The organism is Blautia sp. HCP3S3_B11, assembly GCF_052064435.1.
Lineage (GTDB): Bacteria > Bacillota > Clostridia > Lachnospirales > Lachnospiraceae > Blautia_A.
The window spans coordinates 309635-326826 of record NZ_JBQHVP010000001.1 but is presented as its reverse complement, the minus strand read 5'-3'; the positions used below and the strand labels follow the sequence as shown (position 1 = coordinate 326826).

The window sequence follows — 17192 nt, the reverse complement described above, 5'->3', positions numbered from 1 at the left end:
TTCATCCTGTGTATTTTATTCAGTTTTCAATGTCACAGATGAAGGAAAGGGGCTAAATTTATGCCTAAAAATAAGGTTTTCGGACAGGCTGGGGGGGTTCATTTGAACACCCTTTTTGCTGTCTAAAGGGTTCATCGTTGAATTGTATCATTTTCTTTGTCCCAACGAATCCCCGTCCATGCGGATATTATCCTGCGTTATTAATGTTATAAATGTATATATGATAATTAAATTGCTAAATTTATTGAGCTTGTAAAAGCAGAGTTTTTTGATGACATATTATCATAGTGAAAGAGAGAAGTAGTTGTAACGGACTGCTTCTCTTTTTTAGTCTCAGAAAGGAGAAAATCTGCGAATGAACTGGATAGAAAGTCTTTTTAAGATTGCTGGTGAGGTTTTCCGTATGATCGGCGAAGCAATCAACGAAAATCGCATGAGGGCCATGAAGATGAAAAAAGAAACGCTCATGTCATCTGAAGGATTGTTGCTTGAAGATGTGTACGAACATGTAACTGAGGGATGCATAAATACAAGGGAGGGCCTTTTATGTCAGAGATGAAATATATCGGTGTGCTTGCGGATGGAATAAAGGTTAAAATTTCTTCAGATTCACCTAATAGAAGCATCGTTATCAGCGGAATTAGCGGAACAGGAAAATCAGTTAGAATCTATGATCTTGAGAATCAGATAGTTGCAGGTGGTAGCACAGTGATTGCACTTGACTTAGATGGTTCACATCCTGTTTTAAGTGGTGAAGAGAACACTATTTCTGCGCACGAAGATGGCATTGCATTGAAGTTCTTGAATGCGGAAATGCTTAAAAAATCTGCAAATGAAACAGAAATGTATATATCTGAAGTCACAGATCTTCTTCTTAGTGCGACAAAAGCAGGAGACAGACAGAAGGGAATCCTGAGAAATGCAATTTCATGGGCACTTAAAAATAGACAGCATTTCGAAAGTGACTTTGAGGCTATCGAAGCAGGACTTGAAGAAATTGGAACCGAAAAGGCACTCGGAGTAAGAGACAAAATATGGCAGCTGCTGAAGTGCAACGTTTTCAGAGAAAGTAAAAAAGAAATTCAGAAGGGAAAGCTTAATATCATTTCTCTGGAGGGACTGGATCCTGATTTGAAAATTATTATTTCCGAGATTTTGTTAAAAAACCTTTGGAAAGAAGCTTTGATAGTAAAGGAAAATAATATTACAATTGTCATTGATGAATTTCAACACTTGCTGTTAAATAAGAAAGCAATGCTTGTACAGTTGCTTACAGAGGGAAGAAAGTATGGACTTGATGTGATTTTGGCAACGCAGTCTTTGGCACGATTTACAAATGATACGCTGGTAGCGCTTAATCAGGCTGCGGTTCGATTATAGTTTCGTCCTGCATTAAATGAAACGAAGAAACTGGCACTTCAGATTGACAGTGTTAATGTAGAGCGAACTATGTTAATGTTGAAGCAGCTCAAAATTGGAGAATCTGTAGCTGTTGGAAACTTAGAGTTATCAGGGCGACACATGAACAGACCAATTGTAATAAAGACGAATTACAAAGAAAAATTAGCACCTAGTATAAGGAGACTTTAATACATGGAGAATAGTACATATAATGAACAACTGGAACGTAAAATTGTAGAAAAGGCAATCTCTGCGAGGAAGCCAATGACAGACAAGAGGTATGATACTGTGAAAATCAAACGGAACGGCATGCAGATTAACTTAGAATTTCCACCAAAGTCAGCGAGAGATCAGCTGATCGAGCAGGAAGTGAAAGACATCATTTCAGGAGAGCTGAAAGAAAAATCCCGCAAGATTTACATCAGTTAAGGCCAATGGGGCAGGAAATTTTCCTGCCCCTGTATTTTTTTAGGAGGATAAATCCAATGAAGAGAGTAAGAATGCTTCTCCGTGTAAGTTCCAATCAGCAGTTGGAGGCAGACGGAGATCTGAGTGTGCAGAGACAACTTGTAAAAGATTACATATCCGGCCAGATTGACTGGAAGCTAGACGAAAAGGAATATTTCGAGGGCAGTAACAGTGGCTATAAAAATGCAGTAGCAGACAGAGATGTTCTGCAGGAGGCGTTACAGGATGCAAAAGCGAAAGAATACGATATTCTGGTAGTATATAAGGATGACCGTATCGGCAGGCGTATGTGGGAAATTGGAGCGTATGTTATGAGCCTGAAAAGTTTCGGTGTGGATATTTACACAGTCAAAGATGGCTGCATTTCTCCAGAATCCGATGATATCATGGGACAGATGATGCTGGCACTGAGATATGGCAACGCTCAAAAAAGCAGTTCCGATACAGGAATGCGTGTAAAAGATACTGCGCAAAAACTGGTACAGAAAGGTAAGTTCATGGGTGGAAAGGCTCCATACGGCTATAAACTGGAACTTTCCGGGGAGGTTAGCAAACATGGCCGTGCCCTGCATCATTTAGTGGTTGTGCCGGAGCAGGCGGAAGTGGTAAAATACATATATGAACTTTCTTTACATAAAGAATATGGAGCGACGAAGATCACGAAAATTCTGAGTGAACATGAGGTTTACAAGAACAGAGCACCCAGAGATATCTGGAAGAGTGGTACCATTACCAGTATTCTTACGAATCCAATCTATGCAGGATATACAGCATATAAGCGAAGAGAAAGAATTGATGGCAAGTATCACAAACTGGACAGTAAAGAATGGGTATTTGCTGAGAAGCCTGATCCGGAGATTGCTATTATAGATGAAGATATGTGGAACCGGGCGCAGGACACCAGAAAACAGAGAGCGGATAAGTATATTAAGTCTCTGGAAAACCAGAACGTCACTATAATAAGAAGAAACAGTGGTATGCTTGCACTGATTGATGTTCTGCATTGCGGCTATTGTGGACGGAAAATGACGAATGGCAGTAAATATAATTACTGGACGATTAAAGATACAGGGGAAAGGCGTACCAGCAAGATTGCCATTTATAAATGTCCGAATGCCTGGAATGGTATTCCCCATGACAAAACGAAACAGTATCGTGCAGATCAGATTGAGCCTATGGTATTTGAAGCACTTGCAGAATACATAGGAAAACTTCAGGAGAATGAGGATGTGTTTACTCAGATTGAAGAAAACCAGAATCAGCAGAAAGCAGTCAAACAGTCTGAACTGGATAAGGAACAGAGTGAACTGGAAAATATTCAGAGTAAGATTGCTGTTATGGAAAGTAATATTCCAAATGCCATGACAGGAGACTATCCTTTGAGTCTGGAGGAACTGGCAGGAATCATCAGAAAGCACAAGGAATTGGAAAAGAAGCACAAGAGGATCGTAGAAGAAAAGAAAGCGGAACTCGATGCAATGAAAGTTTCCATGGACGACTGGGAGAATATCCGTACCAAGATTCCTACATGGCAGGATGTATTCTGGAATGCAGATACCACAACAAAGAGAGTGCTCGTAAATAAGCTGATCGAAAGGATTGATATTACCAAAGATAATATCAATATCCGCTTCAAAATCAATCTGAATGACTTCTTCACGCTACCCCGAATTACTGACTATCACGACGTACCGGAATAAAGGATATGATTTTACCATAACTTCTTCCACTGCATATGACCATAAATGGATCTATGGCAGAAATATTTTTGACAGTATCGACCGCATTGTAGATGAATTATTTGAGAATTATCTGTCCAGACCGAATGTACGCCAGCCGATTCTGACACAGTACTGTGATGGAAAGCAGGTGCAGTGCAGAAACAGGGGATGGATGACGCAATGGGGCAGTAAAACATTGGGTGATCAGGGATATTCTGCGATTGAGATTCTTCGGGCTTTTTACGGAAATGATATGTACATTAATGTGGCAGAAGCGGTATCAGGGATTCCGGCATCATGGCCGGGATATGATCTTGATATTGGTGCAACAGGAAGTAAAGTAAGTCAGATTCAGGAGCAGTTAGATACAATTGCCGGGGCATATCCGGCAGTGCCAACTGTGACTGTGGATGGAATATACGGAGATCAGACAAAAAATGCTGTCAGAGTTTTTCAGGGGATTTTTGGCCTGGGACAGACGGGAATTGTTGATTATCCGACTTGGTACAAAATACAGGAAATTTATGTGGCAGTCAGCAGAATTGCAGAGCTGCGATGAATATGAACAGATAAAATATATGACCGGCTATATCATAAGGTGGTATAACTGGTCATTATTTTATCTGTATTTATAGAGAGTATTATTGTTGCTATTTATTGAGAATACTATGTAAAGACTACGGACAGGTGTGCTGTGAGATCAGTGAGAAGCTCATTCGCCAGAGTTTTTTATCTGTATGTCGGGATTTATTAAAAATCAGTGTCAAGGCAATGAGGTTATTATATACCTAAAATAAAAACGCAAAAAAATAAGGCACCATGACTCCTCATAGTTCCTCATTCTTTAATGCGGAAGATGGGACTTGAACCCACACGAGCGCAATGCTCACAAGATCCTTAGTCTTGCTCGTCTGCCAGTTCCGACACTTCCGCATATCGCATTTCTTTGGGATTCTTTTGTGCTCTCCCTCGCGACAAGTGATACTATACCAGATGCAAAAGACAATGTCAACAACTTTTTGAAAAAAATATAAAAAATTTCAAATTTTTTTTGAAAAAAAGAGGAATTTGAAATTTTATGTAGAATATAATTAATAAGAGGTATTTTGTCAGCTTGTGGAGGTATCGCTTATGAATATCAGGGAAAGCATGGAACAGAGAGAACTAAAGATGCTAAACCCTTATGCCTCATTCAGCCTTTATTCTAAGGGCAGAGAGAGGCAGGAGGAAGAATGCGATGTACGAACCGTCTATCAGAGAGACAGAGACAGGATCCTTCATAGCAAGGCATTTCGCAGGATGAAGGATAAGACACAGGTTTTTCTGGCACCTCAGGGTGACCATTACAGAACCAGACTGACACATACTCTTGAGGTATCACAGATAGCCAGAACTATCGCTAAGGCTTTAAGACTGAATGAAGATCTTGTGGAGGCAATCGCACTTGGGCATGACCTTGGACACACTCCTTTTGGACATGCAGGAGAGAGAGCTCTCAATGCAGTGAATCCGGATGGCTTTGCCCACTATAAACAGAGCGTCAGGGTTGCACAGGTATTGGAGAAGAATGGCGAAGGGTTGAATCTCACCTGGGAGGTCCGGGATGGCATCCTGAATCACAGAACCAGTGGATGTCCGTCAACTCTCGAAGGCCAGGTGGTAAGACTTTCTGACAAGATCGCATATATTCATCATGACATGGATGATGCTCAGAGAGCAGGGATTATTACGGAGGATGACATCCCGGTTACGTTGCGTATGCTTCTTGGATATACGACCAGGGAGCGGTTAAATACATTTGTACATGATATTATAGAGAACAGTCTGGAGCAGGATACCATAAAAATGTCAGCGGAGATCTATGATGCAATGATGGATCTGAGGGCAATTATGTTTCGAAATGTGTATGAGAACCCGGTAGCCCATAAAGAGGAATCGAAAGTAGTAAAGATGCTGACAGAGTTATATGAATATTATGCTGAACACCCGGAAGCAATGTCGACAGAGTACAGGGAACTGATCATGCGCGGAGAGAAGAAGGAACAGGTAGTATGTGACTATCTTTCAGGAATGACAGATCAGTATTCTATGGAGAAATTCCGGGAGATTTACATACCAAAAGCATGGGAAGTCTATTAATCTATTAAGAAGGAGGACGAAGCATGCGTTATTCAGACGATATCATTGAAGAAGTCAGAATGAAGAATGATATTGTAGATGTTGTATCCCAGTATGTGAAGCTGAACAAAAGAGGAAGCACTTATTTCGGGCTATGCCCGTTTCATAATGAGAAAACACCCTCTTTTTCAGTGACACCGTCGAAGCAGATGTACTACTGTTTCGGATGCGGAGCAGGCGGGAATGTTTTTAATTTTGTGATGGAATATGAGAATTACAGTTTTGGAGAGGCATTGCAGCATCTGGCAGACAGAGCGGGAGTGCAGCTTCCGAAGATCGAGTATTCCGGAGAAGCGAAGAGAAAGGCAGAACGGCGGGCTGCTCTTCTTGAAATCAATAAACTTGCGGCGGGCTATTTTTATTATCAGCTGCGCCGTGAGAATGGAAAACAGGCACATGATTATCTGACAGGAAGAGGGCTGAGTGAGGAAACTATCAAGAAGTTTGGTCTGGGATATTCGGACAAATACAGCGATGATCTGTATAAATATCTGAAATCAAAGAATTACAGTGATGAGCTTCTGAGAGATTCAGGTCTTTTCAATGTGGATGAACGCCGGGGAATGTACGATAAGTTCTGGAACAGGGTTATTTTTCCAATTATGGATGTAAATAATCGTGTGATTGGATTCGGGGGCCGCGTGATGGGTGACGGGAAACCGAAATACCTGAATTCACCGGAAACAACGATTTTCGACAAGAGCCGGAACTTGTATGGCCTGAATGTTGCGAGAACAACGAGAAAGAATTATCTGATTCTGTGTGAGGGATATATGGATGTCATATCCATGCATCAGGCAGGATTTACGAATGCAGTGGCGTCTCTGGGAACGGCGCTTACTTCAGGACATGCAAGCTTGATCAAGCGTTATACACAGGAGGTTTTACTGTTATACGACAGTGACGATGCGGGTGTGAGGGCCGCGCTTCGTGCGATTCCGATTCTTCGGGAGGCCGGCGTTTCTTCCAGGGTGGTGAATCTCAGGCCGCACAAGGATCCGGATGAATTTATCAAGGCACTTGGAGCTGAGGAGTTTGAGAAACGTCTGGAACAGGCTATGGACAGCTTTATGTTCCGCGTTCATATGGCAGAGCGGGAGTTCCCAATGGAGGAACCACAGGGACAGAACCGTTTTTTTGAACGGTGTGCGCAGATGTTGCTGGAACTTTCAGATGAATTGGAGAGAAATCTTTATATAGAAGCAATTGTGAAAGATTACAGAAGCAGTGGAATCAGTGTGGAGGATCTGAAAAAGAGAGTTGGTGCCTTTGCTATGAAAGGGACTCCGGCAGAACAGAGGATCCAGCCGAAGCCTATAGGTACAGTACAGTCAAAGAAGAAGGAGAGCGCAGCGGAGAAAGCACAGAAGCTGATGCTTACCTGGCTGGTAACTTATCCAGGCATTTTCGATACGGTTGAGAAATATATCCAGCCTTCGGATTTCGTGGTTCCGCTATACAGACAGGTGGCAGAGATGCTCTATCAGCAGCATAAGGACGGAGATGTGAATCCGGCCAGACTGATGAATGCTTTTATTGACAGCGAAGAGCAGAGAGAAGTTTCTTCCCTTTTTAATGCGACAATCCATCTGGAGACTCCTGAGGAACAGAACCGGGCTTTTTCGGATGCTGTACTCAGAATTAAGGACGAGAGTCTTAAGGAGAGAAACAGAACCTGGGATCCGACAGATATCCAGGGACTGCAGGAACTTGTAAAAGCAAAGAAAGAATTGGAAGATCTCGGAAGAAAACGGCAGCAGTTGCATATTTCTTTCGAATAAGGATAAAATATAAACACTATATGGAGGTATAGAGCACATATGGAAATGAATATGGGTAAATTCAGTGAAAAACTGGTAGAACTTCTGGAGCTTGCCAAGAAGAAAAAGAATGTACTGGAATACCAGGAGATCAATGACTTCTTTAAAGACCAGCCACTGGGAGTTGAGCAGATGGAGAAAGTATTTGACTTTCTTGAAGCCAGTGGAGTGGATGTGCTTAGAATTACAGATGGCAACGCAGATGATATGATTCTGGATGATGACGATGCAGACATCGATAAACTGGATGAGGAAGAGATTGAGCTTGATAAGATCGATCTTTCTGTTCCGGAAGGTGTAAGCATTGAGGATCCGGTTCGTATGTATCTGAAAGAAATCGGTAAAGTTCCGCTTCTTTCTGCTGAGGAAGAGATTGAACTTGCCAAGAGAATGGAGAAGGGTGATGAAGCTGCCAAGAAACGTCTGGCAGAGGCAAACCTTCGTCTTGTTGTCAGTATTGCGAAGAGATATGTAGGACGTGGAATGCTTTTCCTTGATCTGATCCAGGAAGGAAACCTTGGCCTTATCAAAGCGGTTGAGAAATTTGATTATCGTAAAGGTTATAAATTCAGTACCTATGCGACATGGTGGATCCGTCAGGCAATCACAAGAGCGATTGCAGACCAGGCACGTACCATCCGTATTCCGGTGCATATGGTTGAGACAATTAATAAGCTGATCCGCGTTTCCCGTCAGTTACTGCAGGAACTTGGACGTGAACCTACGCCGGAAGAGATCGCGGCAGAGATGGATATGTCTGTAGACCGTGTACGTGAGATTCTGAAAATTTCTCAGGAGCCGGTATCTCTGGAGACACCTATCGGTGAGGAAGAGGACAGCCATCTTGGAGATTTCATTCAGGATGATAATGTGCCGGTACCGGCAGATGCAGCAGCATTTACACTTCTGAAAGAGCAGCTGGTAGAAGTACTGAGCACACTGACAGACAGAGAGCAGAAAGTATTACGTCTGCGTTTCGGCCTGGATGACGGACGTGCCAGAACACTGGAGGAAGTTGGTAAGGAATTTAATGTAACAAGAGAACGTATCCGTCAGATTGAGGCAAAGGCTCTCCGTAAGCTTCGTCATCCGAGCCGCAGCCGCAAGCTGAAAGATTATCTGGACTAAGGAGCCTGTTATGCAGCTTTCATTACGTTTGTCTGCGATAGCAGGCCTGGTGACCAGGGGAAACAGACTCGCAGATGTGGGATGCGATCATGGATATCTGCCTGTAGCTCTTTACCTGGATGGAAAGATTCCAAATGCGATTGCAATGGACGTAAGAAAAGGACCATTGTCAAGAGCGCAGGAGCATATTTCGCAGTATGGACTGAATGCGTACATAGAAACCAGACTTTCCGATGGACTTGAGGCTTTGAAACCGGGGGAGGGTGACACTCTTGTGATTGCAGGAATGGGCGGCCCTCTGATGGAGAGGATTCTTACTGATGGAAAAGAAGCCAGAGAGAGTTTTAAGGAAATGATTTTGCAGCCACAGTCAGATATTCCACATTTTCGCAGGTTTATCAGAGAAATCGGATGGCAGATCGTGGAGGAAGAACTGGTTCGGGAAGATGGCAAATTTTATCCCATGATGAAAGTGATTCATGGAGAAAAGGAGAATATTCTTCCGGATATGCCTTATACTTTAGAAGAGTGGTTTGGCGGACTTCTCCTTGAACGAAAACATCCGGTTCTGAAGGAATATCTGGACAGAGAGCTTCGAATCCGCGATGAAATTCTTGAGAAATTAAAAAATGCACCAAATGCTCAGAAACGGGCTGGTGAGGTAGAGGAGGAAAGGCAGGCTATTATTGCTGCTTTGAAAGAATATGAAAGCATATGAACTGATCTCCTGGCTTGAGAAAAAATATCCTGCAGATGTAGCCGAGGACTGGGACAATGTAGGACTTCTCACAGGAGACGACACAAATGAGATCAGTCATGTGTTCCTGGCGCTGGATCTGACAGAGGAGACGCTGGCAGAGGCGATAGAGAATGGGGCAGACATGATCATTACCCATCATCCGATGATTTTTTCCGGGATTAAGAAGATCAATAATCACAGTTTTACCGGGAGAAAGCTCATTACGCTGATTCAGAAAGGCATTGTCTATTATGCGATGCATACGAATTATGATGTGCTGGGTATGGCTGACTTGAGCGCTGAATATACAAAGATGCACGATGCAGAAGTACTTTCTGTAACGGAAGAGAGAAATGGTGAGACACAGGGATTCGGAAGAGTCGGTGAACTTCCTCAGGAGATGACTCTGAGGGAGTATGCGAAACTTGTCAAAGAATCTCTGAAATTAAATGATATAAAAGTTTACGGAGATCTGGACGGAAAAGTAAAACGTGCAGCCGTCTGTACAGGATCAGGTAAAAGCATGATCCAGGATGCCATCAGGGCAGGTGCGGATGTGTACGTGACCGGTGATATCGATCATCATACAGGAATTGATACCGTTGCGCAGGGAATGGCATTGATTGATGCCGGACACTACGGAACTGAGTATGTTTTTATGGATGCAATGAAGAAAGAGCTGACGCAGGCATTTCCGAATCTGAAGATTTCCTGCGCGAAAGTGAAGAGCCCGTACACGATTTTGTGATACGGGCTTTTGCCTACAGTAACTGTTAATAATCTTAACTTGTCGAGCAGTCAGACGGCTGTCTGGTATAGATGTTGGATGGCTGCCTTGTCAGTATATTGGAAATGGAGGCAGGTTTTATGGAACAGAAAATGTATAATGTTACGATACAGGGAGAGACAAAACAGTATCCGGAAGGGATTTCCTATGGGGATATTGTGAAAGAATATGAAGGTACTACAGAAGCACCGGTGATTCTGGTAATGGCAGATGGGAGACTGAGAGAACTTCATAAACATCTGAAATCAGACTGTGAGATTCAGTTTGTGACGACAAAGGATCCGATCGGTCATAAAACCTATTGCAGAAGTGCGATTATGATCTTGCTGAAAGCGATTTATGATGTAGCCGGTCAGGAGAATATTGACAAAGTAGTGATCCATTATTCTATTGGAGATGGATATTATTTTACAATGAAAGGTCCTATGGAACTGACCCAGGATTTTATAGACCGGGTAAAGGCACAGATGCATAAAATTGTAGATGCGAATCTCCCGATTGTGAAGAGAAGTGTGAGCACCAGTGAGGCAGTTGCGCTTTTTCACAAACATCATATGTATGACAAGGAACTGCTGTTTAATTACCGCAGAGGATCTAAGGTAAATCTTTACAGTATTGAGAGCTTTGAAGATTATTTCTATGGCTTTATGGCAAATCATACTGGATTTATCAAAACATTTGACCTGTTTTTGTATGAGGGTGGATTTGTTCTTCAGCTTCCAACACAGAAAGAACCGGATAAAGTGCCGGAATTTAAGCCTCGTGAAAAAATTTTTCATGTACAGAAGGAGTCTCAGGAGTGGTGGGATAAGCTGGATATTGCAACGGTCGGAGAACTGAATGAAAAGGTCACCAGAGGTGGCATTCAGGATATTCTACTGATTCAGGAGGCGATGCAGGAAGCAAAAATTTCAGAAATCGCTGCCGGAATTGCTTCTGAGAGAAATAAGAAATTTGTAATGATTGCGGGACCGTCTTCATCGGGCAAGACTACATTTTCTCACAGATTGTCTATTCAGCTTGCGGCACATGGAATGAAACCACATCCTATTGCTGTGGATAATTATTTTGTAGATCGTCATCTCACACCGGTAGATGAGTTTGGCGAAAAGAATTTCGAATGTCTGGAAGCAATTGATGTAGAGAAATTTAATGAAGATATGCTTGCACTTCTGGATGGAAAACGTGTGGAAATGCCGGTATTTAATTTTAAGACAGGTACAAGAGAGTATAAAGGCGATTTCCTGCAGCTGGAGAAGGATGATGTTCTGGTAATCGAGGGAATTCATGGATTGAATGATAAACTTAGTTATGCTCTGCCAAAGGAGAGCAAATTTAAGATTTATATCAGTGCACTGACACAGTTGAATATTGATGAACACAATCGGATTCCGACCACAGACGGACGCCTGATCCGTAGAATTGTAAGGGATGCGCGTACCAGAGGAAGTTCTGCGAAAGAGACAATCGCGAGATGGTCGTCTGTGCGAAGGGGAGAGGAACAGAATATTTTCCCGTTCCAGGAAGAGGCAGATGCAATGTTTAATTCTGCGCTGATCTATGAACTGGCATGTCTGAAAGTTTATGCAGAGCCGTTGCTGTTTGGAATTGATAAAAGTGAGCCGGAATATATCGAAGCAAAGCGGTTATTGAAATTCTTTGAATATTTTGTTCCGGTGCCGAGTGAGGCAGTGCCACATAATTCTATTCTGAGAGAGTTCATTGGCGGAAGCTGTTTTAATGTGTAAATAATTGTTTACAAGTGAAAAAAAACGTGCTAGAATAGCACTTGCGCAACCAGGCCAGGTGATCGCGGCTGAACAGACGAAAGGGTTCAGACGAGGAAAGTCCGGGCTTCGCAGGGCAGGATGCCGGATAACGTCCGGTGGAGGTGACTCCCAGACCAGTGCAACAGAAATAAACCGCCTCACTTGTTGGGGTAAGGGTGGAAAGGTAGTGTAAGAGACTACCGCCGTCCTGGTAACAGGCCGGGCACATGTAAACTCCATTCGAAGCAAGACCGAATAGAAAGCGATACGGCTGCCCGTCGTGCTTTCAGGTGGGTCGCTCGAGCCTTATGGCAACGTAAGGCCTAGACAGATGATCACTCAATGACATAACCCGGCTTATCGGTCTGATTGCGTATAAGGTGTATATAATAGAAGAAATAAAAATAAGAGGCTCTCGTTGTCTGTACAGCATAGTTACATAGGCAACGGGAGCTTTTCTGATTGCGGACATGTGTGAACGGTTTCTTTTATGAGAGTAAAAAGATAGCCGGAAACCTGGAGCTTCCGGCTATGTAATGATTAATAAGAGGTATTAACAAAATTATTTGTTGCGTTTACCTGTGTATTTCTCTTCACAATATTTACATCTGTAAACTTCTTTCTCTTTGTCTGCAAGAACAAAAATCTGATCAAGCCCCTGCTCGATAGAGGTAATGCAGCGAGGATTCTTGCATTTGATCACGTTAACAACCTGTTTCGGAAGTTTCAGATCTTTCTTTGCTACGATTTTTTCATCTTTGATGATGTTTACAGTGATATTATGGTCAATGAAACCGAGAATATCCAGATCAAGATTCTCAATCGGGCATTCTACCTTAATGATGTCTTTCTTTCCCATTTTGTTACTGCGTGCGTTCTTGATGATCGCAACTGTGCAGTCAAGTTTATCAAGCTTCAGATCATGATAGATCGTCATGGCTTTACCGGCTTTGATATGGTCTAATACATAACCTTCGCGAAGTGCTCCAACATTTAACATGGTAATTTTACCTCCAGTAATGTGAGAATCAGGGCCATACGTACATATACACCGTACTGTGCCTGTTTGAAATATGCTGCTCTCGGGTCTGCATCTACTTCTGTTGCAATTTCGTTTACACGTGGAAGTGGATGGAGAATGTACATATCTTCTTTTGCAAGTTCCATTTTCTGCTTGTCCAGAATATAGAAATCTTTCATGCGTACGTAGTCTTCTTCGTTGAAGAAACGTTCCTTCTGAACTCGTGTCATGTACAGAATGTCAAGTTCCGGTAAGGCATCTTCAAGTCTTTCAACTTCCTGGAATTCAATATTATTCTTTTTCAGAACATCTTCGCGGATATAGCTTGGAATGCGAAGTTCTTCCGGTGAAATCAGTACGAATTTTACGTTGGTATAGCGTACAAGTGCCTCAATCAGAGAATGAACAGTACGTCCGAATTTCAGGTCACCGCACAGACCGATTGTTAAATTGTCTAAGCGTCCTTTTAAGGAACGAATGGTAAGTAAATCAGTTAATGTCTGAGTAGGATGTTGATGACCACCGTCACCGGCGTTGATAACAGGAATGGAAGAAGCCATAGAAGCAACTAGCGGAGCGCCCTCTTTTGGGTGACGCATAGCACAGATATCTGCGTAACAGGATACGACACGAATAGTATCAGCAACACTTTCGCCTTTGGCAGCGGAACTGGAATCAGCTGATGAAAAACCAAGGACTTTACCGCCGAGATTCATCATAGCAGCTTCAAAGCTGAGACGGGTACGGGTGCTTGGTTCATAGAATAAAGTTGCAAGTCTCTTGTCGTCACAGACATGTGCGTATTTATCAGGGTGTTTCTCAATATCACTGGCCAGGTCAAGAAGAGTATTCAGCTCGTCAACAGACAGGTCCAGCGGACTCATTAAGTGTCTCATTTCATACCTCCATATTTTGTTGGTTCAGGAATCAGTTACATAATCCTTCCTAACATCATATAATAATCAGGTGCTTTTTTCAAGAGAGTTTTTGGAGTATTTTTTCAAAAAGGAGTCCGACTCCAAACCAGAGCGGAGCGTAGTCCAGACGAATCAGCTCTTTGTAGTTTAAAGGGGCGTCAGCATAGTTCCATGGACACATATGGAAATGACGTAAGAATGAGCCGCTGATGAATTCTACAAAGAAAATCCCGACTGTGTAGATGCAGCCACGCACAAAAGAAGGAAATGTGGAAAATTTTTCGGAAAGTGGGCGGATGATGGCTGCGCAGCCGTAAATGGGGAACATTAAAAGAGAGGTTTTTCCGGTCATAGTCAGTTCTCCTGAAAGGACAGAATGCAGACCTGTCCAGAGAACTTCCATACACCAGCCGGTCAGGCCGCAGAAAAGAAATGCTTTTTTCATAAGTAACCTCCCAATTAAGATTATTGATTATTCTGTGAACAGTAACAAACAGAATGTTAACAGAATAAATTTTAACTGTTTCTAGTATTGCCTGCCTTGAAAAAAACATACGTGTAGGATATAATGAAAACACGTTATCACATTAAAAGACTGAGGCGTTTGTCGTATTGTATGAAAGGTAACCGTGAACGGAGTAAATATTCATATTGAGAAAATGCTCATATCGGGAATATATTCGGAAATGGTTCGAAGAAAATAATACGTGTAACTCATAGAAATAAGAGGAGTATATTATGAATTATCAGGAGAGTCGGGATTATATAGATAAAATTACAAGAGAAATCCCGAGTGTACTGGGACTTGATCATATGCGGGAATTGATGAAACGTCTGGGAAATCCTCAGGACGATCTTAAATATGTTCATGTGGCCGGTACGAATGGAAAAGGCTCTGTTATTGCCTTTTTATATTCTACGTTGTCTGAAGCAGGCTATTGTATCGGAAGGTATGTTTCACCAACTTTGTATTCTTACAGAGGCCGGATGGAAGTCACGGGCAGCAGAATCAGCAGAGAAAGTTTTGCAGAATATATCACACAGGTGGCAGATGCCATCACAGCCATGACAAAAGATGGCTATCCTCATCCCACAGCATTTGAGATAGAGACTGCTGTGGCATTTCTGTTTTTCAAAAACGAGAATTGTGATCTCGTTTTGCTGGAAGTCGGAATGGGCGGAAATCTGGACGCCACAAATATCATTAAGAATACATTACTGGCAGTACTTGTATCAATCAGTATGGATCATATGTCTTTCCTTGGAAATACCCTGTCACAAATTGCAGAAAAGAAAGCTGGCATTATCAAAGATGGATGTCATGTGGTGACTGCTATGCAGAAACCGGAGGCAATGCGGGTAATCCGGGAAATCTGTAAGACTCATAATGCAGAGTGTACAGTGGCAGATGCTTCTGATGCTCAGGTGATTCAGGAGAGCTGCCTAGGACAGACGATACAATATTGTGGAGAGGATTACGAGATTCCACTGGCAGGTGTTTATCAGAAAGAAAATACAGTAGTTGCCCTGAATGCTTTGAAGGTGTTGAATAATCTGGGCTTTCCGACTACTGTTAAGCAACGGATAGAGGGGCTTAAGACAGTAAACTGGAACGGAAGGTTCACAGTGATCTGTAAGAAACCATTATTTGTGGTAGATGGAGCCCATAATCCGGCTGCTGCGGATATGATGGCTGCTTCGATAGAACACTATTTCAAAGGAAAACGACTGATTTATATTATGGGAGTTTTTGCGGATAAGGATTATAGAAGTGTGATCGAAAAGACAGCACATTTCGCAGATCAGATTCTTACAATACAGACTCCGGATAATGTAAGGGCATTGCCGGCAGAAGAACTGGCGGAGGCTGTCAACGAATATAATTCGAATGTCCAGGCAATGCATACGATCGCAGATGCGGTAGAGAAAGCTTTTGAACTTGCCAGAGAAGAAGATGTGATCATTGCGTTTGGTTCTCTTTCCTTTATCGGGAAAATGACGGATATTGTGGAAGAACATAAAAATTTCAAAAAAGTAAAAAGGAATAACAAAGAATGATAAATTTACAGGAATGCAGAGACGAAATAGACAAGATTGACAGCGAGATCATTCGTCTTTTTGAACAGCGAATGAAGGTAGCTGAAGATGTCGCTGAATATAAGATCCGTACAGGAAAAAAAGTTCTGGATCCGGAACGTGAGAGGCAGAAGCTAGAAACTCTGAGAGGAAAGGCGCATGGAGAATTTAACCAGCTTGGTGCCCAGGAGCTTTTTCAGCAGATTATGGCGATCAGTCGTAAGAGACAGTATCAGCTTCTGACAGAACATGGAGTTGAAGATGATGAGAAACTGGAAATGGTAGACAAGCTTTCATTAAATGATGTGACGGTTGTTTTTCAGGGGGTAGAAGGTGCATACAGCTATGCTGCCATGAGAGAATATTTCCATGATGATATTAAGAGTTTCCATGTCAAGACATGGCGAGATGCTATGGAGAAGGTAGTAGAGGGAAAAGCGGATTACGCGGTTCTTCCTATTGAAAACACAACAGCAGGAATCGTAGCAGATATCTATGATCTTCTTGCAGAATATGATCTGAGTATCGTAGGTGAGCAGGTTATCCGTCCGGAGCATGTGCTTTTGGGAATGCCGGATGCAGAGCTTGATGATATTAAACAGGTATGTTCTCATCCTCAGGCACTTGCCCAGTGCGGAAAATATCTGGAAGCTCATCCGGGTTGGAAGAAGAAAGAAATGGAAAATACAGCCGGATCTGCCAAGAGAGTCAAAGAGGATAATGACAAGACACAGGCAGCGATTGCCAGCAGACAGGCAGGAGAGCTTTACGGGCTGAAAATCCTAGCTGAGAATATCTGCTATAACGGACAGAATGCCACACGTTTTGTGATTGTGAGTAAGAAGCCGATTTATGTGAAAGATGCGCATAAGATCAGCATTTTCTTTGAACTGCCTCATGAGAGCGGAACACTTTATAATATGCTGTCTCATATCATCTATAACGGTCTGAATATGACCAAGATTGAATCACGCCCGATCACAGGCAAGAACTGGCAGTACAGATTCTTTGTGGATTTCGAGGGTAATTTAAAGGACAGTGCGGTGAAGAATGCACTGAGAGGAATCGAGGCGGAAGCTGACAGAATGAGAATTCTGGGAAATTATTAGTATATTATTTTGCAAACAATATACCGGGTTTAACCAAAGCAAGGAAGTCCCCTGTTTC

15 protein-coding genes, 1 tRNA gene, 1 other RNA gene and 1 pseudogene are annotated in these 17192 nt (G+C 42.5%); 14 read left to right on the top strand and 4 right to left on the bottom strand.

Features of this window, described 5'->3' with window-relative positions; genetic code table 11:
• The first annotated feature begins 355 nt into the window (after positions 1-355).
• From ACTNC0_RS01450 to ACTNC0_RS01430, 5 genes and pseudogenes are all read left to right on the top strand, one after another.
• The gene (locus tag ACTNC0_RS01450) at positions 356-559 is read left to right on the top strand and encodes a hypothetical protein (protein WP_441086053.1); all 204 of its coding nucleotides are present in this window, start codon (positions 356-358) and stop codon (positions 557-559) included.
• Positions 547-1380 carry an ATP-binding protein gene (locus ACTNC0_RS01445; RefSeq protein WP_441086052.1) on the top strand — a complete coding sequence of 278 codons (834 nt, stop codon included), beginning with the start codon at positions 547-549 and terminating at the stop codon, positions 1378-1380. Before ACTNC0_RS01450 ends, ACTNC0_RS01445 begins: the two co-directional genes overlap by 13 nt.
• 213 nt (positions 1381-1593) lie before the next feature.
• Entirely contained in the window at positions 1594-1830 is a 237-nt protein-coding gene (locus ACTNC0_RS01440) for a hypothetical protein (protein WP_441086051.1), read from the top strand.
• A gap of 56 nt (positions 1831-1886) precedes the next feature.
• Complete coding sequence (locus tag ACTNC0_RS01435) at positions 1887-3569, top strand: recombinase family protein (protein ID WP_441086050.1); 1683 nt, start codon at positions 1887-1889, stop codon at positions 3567-3569.
• Positions 3559-4149 (top strand): annotated as a pseudogene (locus tag ACTNC0_RS01430) (peptidoglycan-binding protein); the annotation flags it as partial. The gene ACTNC0_RS01435 and the pseudogene ACTNC0_RS01430, both read left to right, overlap by 11 nt.
• 289 nt (positions 4150-4438) lie before the next feature.
• On the opposite strand, the gene ACTNC0_RS01425 reads toward ACTNC0_RS01430, so the two are convergent.
• Positions 4439-4523, bottom strand: a tRNA-Leu gene (locus tag ACTNC0_RS01425).
• Between the two features lie 198 nt (positions 4524-4721).
• Between ACTNC0_RS01425 and ACTNC0_RS01420 the strand changes: the two genes are divergently transcribed.
• The 7 genes from ACTNC0_RS01420 to rnpB all read left to right on the top strand — a co-directional run bounded on the left by ACTNC0_RS01420 (position 4722) and on the right by rnpB (position 12387).
• Complete coding sequence (locus tag ACTNC0_RS01420; RefSeq protein ID WP_441086049.1) at positions 4722-5729, top strand: deoxyguanosinetriphosphate triphosphohydrolase; 1008 nt, start codon at positions 4722-4724, stop codon at positions 5727-5729.
• Between the two features lie 23 nt (positions 5730-5752).
• Positions 5753-7549 (top strand): DNA primase, encoded by a 1797-nt coding sequence (dnaG, locus tag ACTNC0_RS01415; RefSeq protein WP_441086048.1) that lies wholly within the window; start codon positions 5753-5755, stop codon positions 7547-7549.
• A 39-nt stretch (positions 7550-7588) separates the two neighbouring features.
• Positions 7589-8716, top strand: coding sequence for an RNA polymerase sigma factor RpoD (gene rpoD / locus ACTNC0_RS01410; RefSeq protein WP_118137176.1), 1128 nt, complete (start codon positions 7589-7591; stop codon positions 8714-8716).
• A 10-nt stretch (positions 8717-8726) separates the two neighbouring features.
• Positions 8727-9434 (top strand): tRNA (adenine(22)-N(1))-methyltransferase, encoded by a 708-nt coding sequence (locus ACTNC0_RS01405; protein ID WP_441086047.1) that lies wholly within the window; start codon positions 8727-8729, stop codon positions 9432-9434.
• A complete protein-coding gene (locus ACTNC0_RS01400; protein ID WP_441086046.1) occupies positions 9421-10203 on the top strand; it encodes a Nif3-like dinuclear metal center hexameric protein in 783 nt (260 codons plus the stop codon). The genes ACTNC0_RS01405 and ACTNC0_RS01400 overlap by 14 nt, the downstream gene beginning before the upstream one ends.
• Before the next feature lie 119 nt (positions 10204-10322).
• Entirely contained in the window at positions 10323-11990 is a 1668-nt protein-coding gene (locus tag ACTNC0_RS01395) for a nucleoside kinase (RefSeq protein ID WP_441086045.1), read from the top strand.
• A gap of 46 nt (positions 11991-12036) precedes the next feature.
• An RNA gene (gene rnpB / locus ACTNC0_RS01390) (RNase P RNA component class A) lies at positions 12037-12387 on the top strand.
• Positions 12388-12573: 186 nt separating this feature from the next.
• Here rnpB and ACTNC0_RS01385 read toward each other — a convergent pair.
• The 3 genes from ACTNC0_RS01385 to ACTNC0_RS01375 form a co-directional block, all read right to left on the bottom strand.
• The gene (locus tag ACTNC0_RS01385; RefSeq protein WP_117676303.1) at positions 12574-13011 is read right to left on the bottom strand and encodes an aspartate carbamoyltransferase regulatory subunit; all 438 of its coding nucleotides are present in this window, start codon (positions 13009-13011) and stop codon (positions 12574-12576) included.
• Positions 13005-13928, bottom strand: coding sequence for an aspartate carbamoyltransferase (gene pyrB, locus ACTNC0_RS01380; RefSeq protein ID WP_117676302.1), 924 nt, complete (start codon positions 13926-13928; stop codon positions 13005-13007). The genes ACTNC0_RS01385 and pyrB overlap by 7 nt, the downstream gene beginning before the upstream one ends.
• 79 nt (positions 13929-14007) lie before the next feature.
• Positions 14008-14394: a putative ABC transporter permease gene (locus tag ACTNC0_RS01375; protein ID WP_441086044.1), complete on the bottom strand. Its 387-nt coding sequence runs from the start codon at positions 14392-14394 to the stop codon at positions 14008-14010.
• 293 nt (positions 14395-14687) lie between these two features.
• On the opposite strand from ACTNC0_RS01375, the gene ACTNC0_RS01370 reads away from it, so the two are divergent.
• Positions 14688-16007 (top strand): bifunctional folylpolyglutamate synthase/dihydrofolate synthase, encoded by a 1320-nt coding sequence (locus ACTNC0_RS01370; RefSeq protein ID WP_441086043.1) that lies wholly within the window; start codon positions 14688-14690, stop codon positions 16005-16007.
• The gene (pheA, locus tag ACTNC0_RS01365; protein WP_441086042.1) at positions 16004-17134 is read left to right on the top strand and encodes a prephenate dehydratase; all 1131 of its coding nucleotides are present in this window, start codon (positions 16004-16006) and stop codon (positions 17132-17134) included. The genes ACTNC0_RS01370 and pheA overlap by 4 nt, the downstream gene beginning before the upstream one ends.
• Positions 17135-17192: the final 58 nt, after the last annotated feature.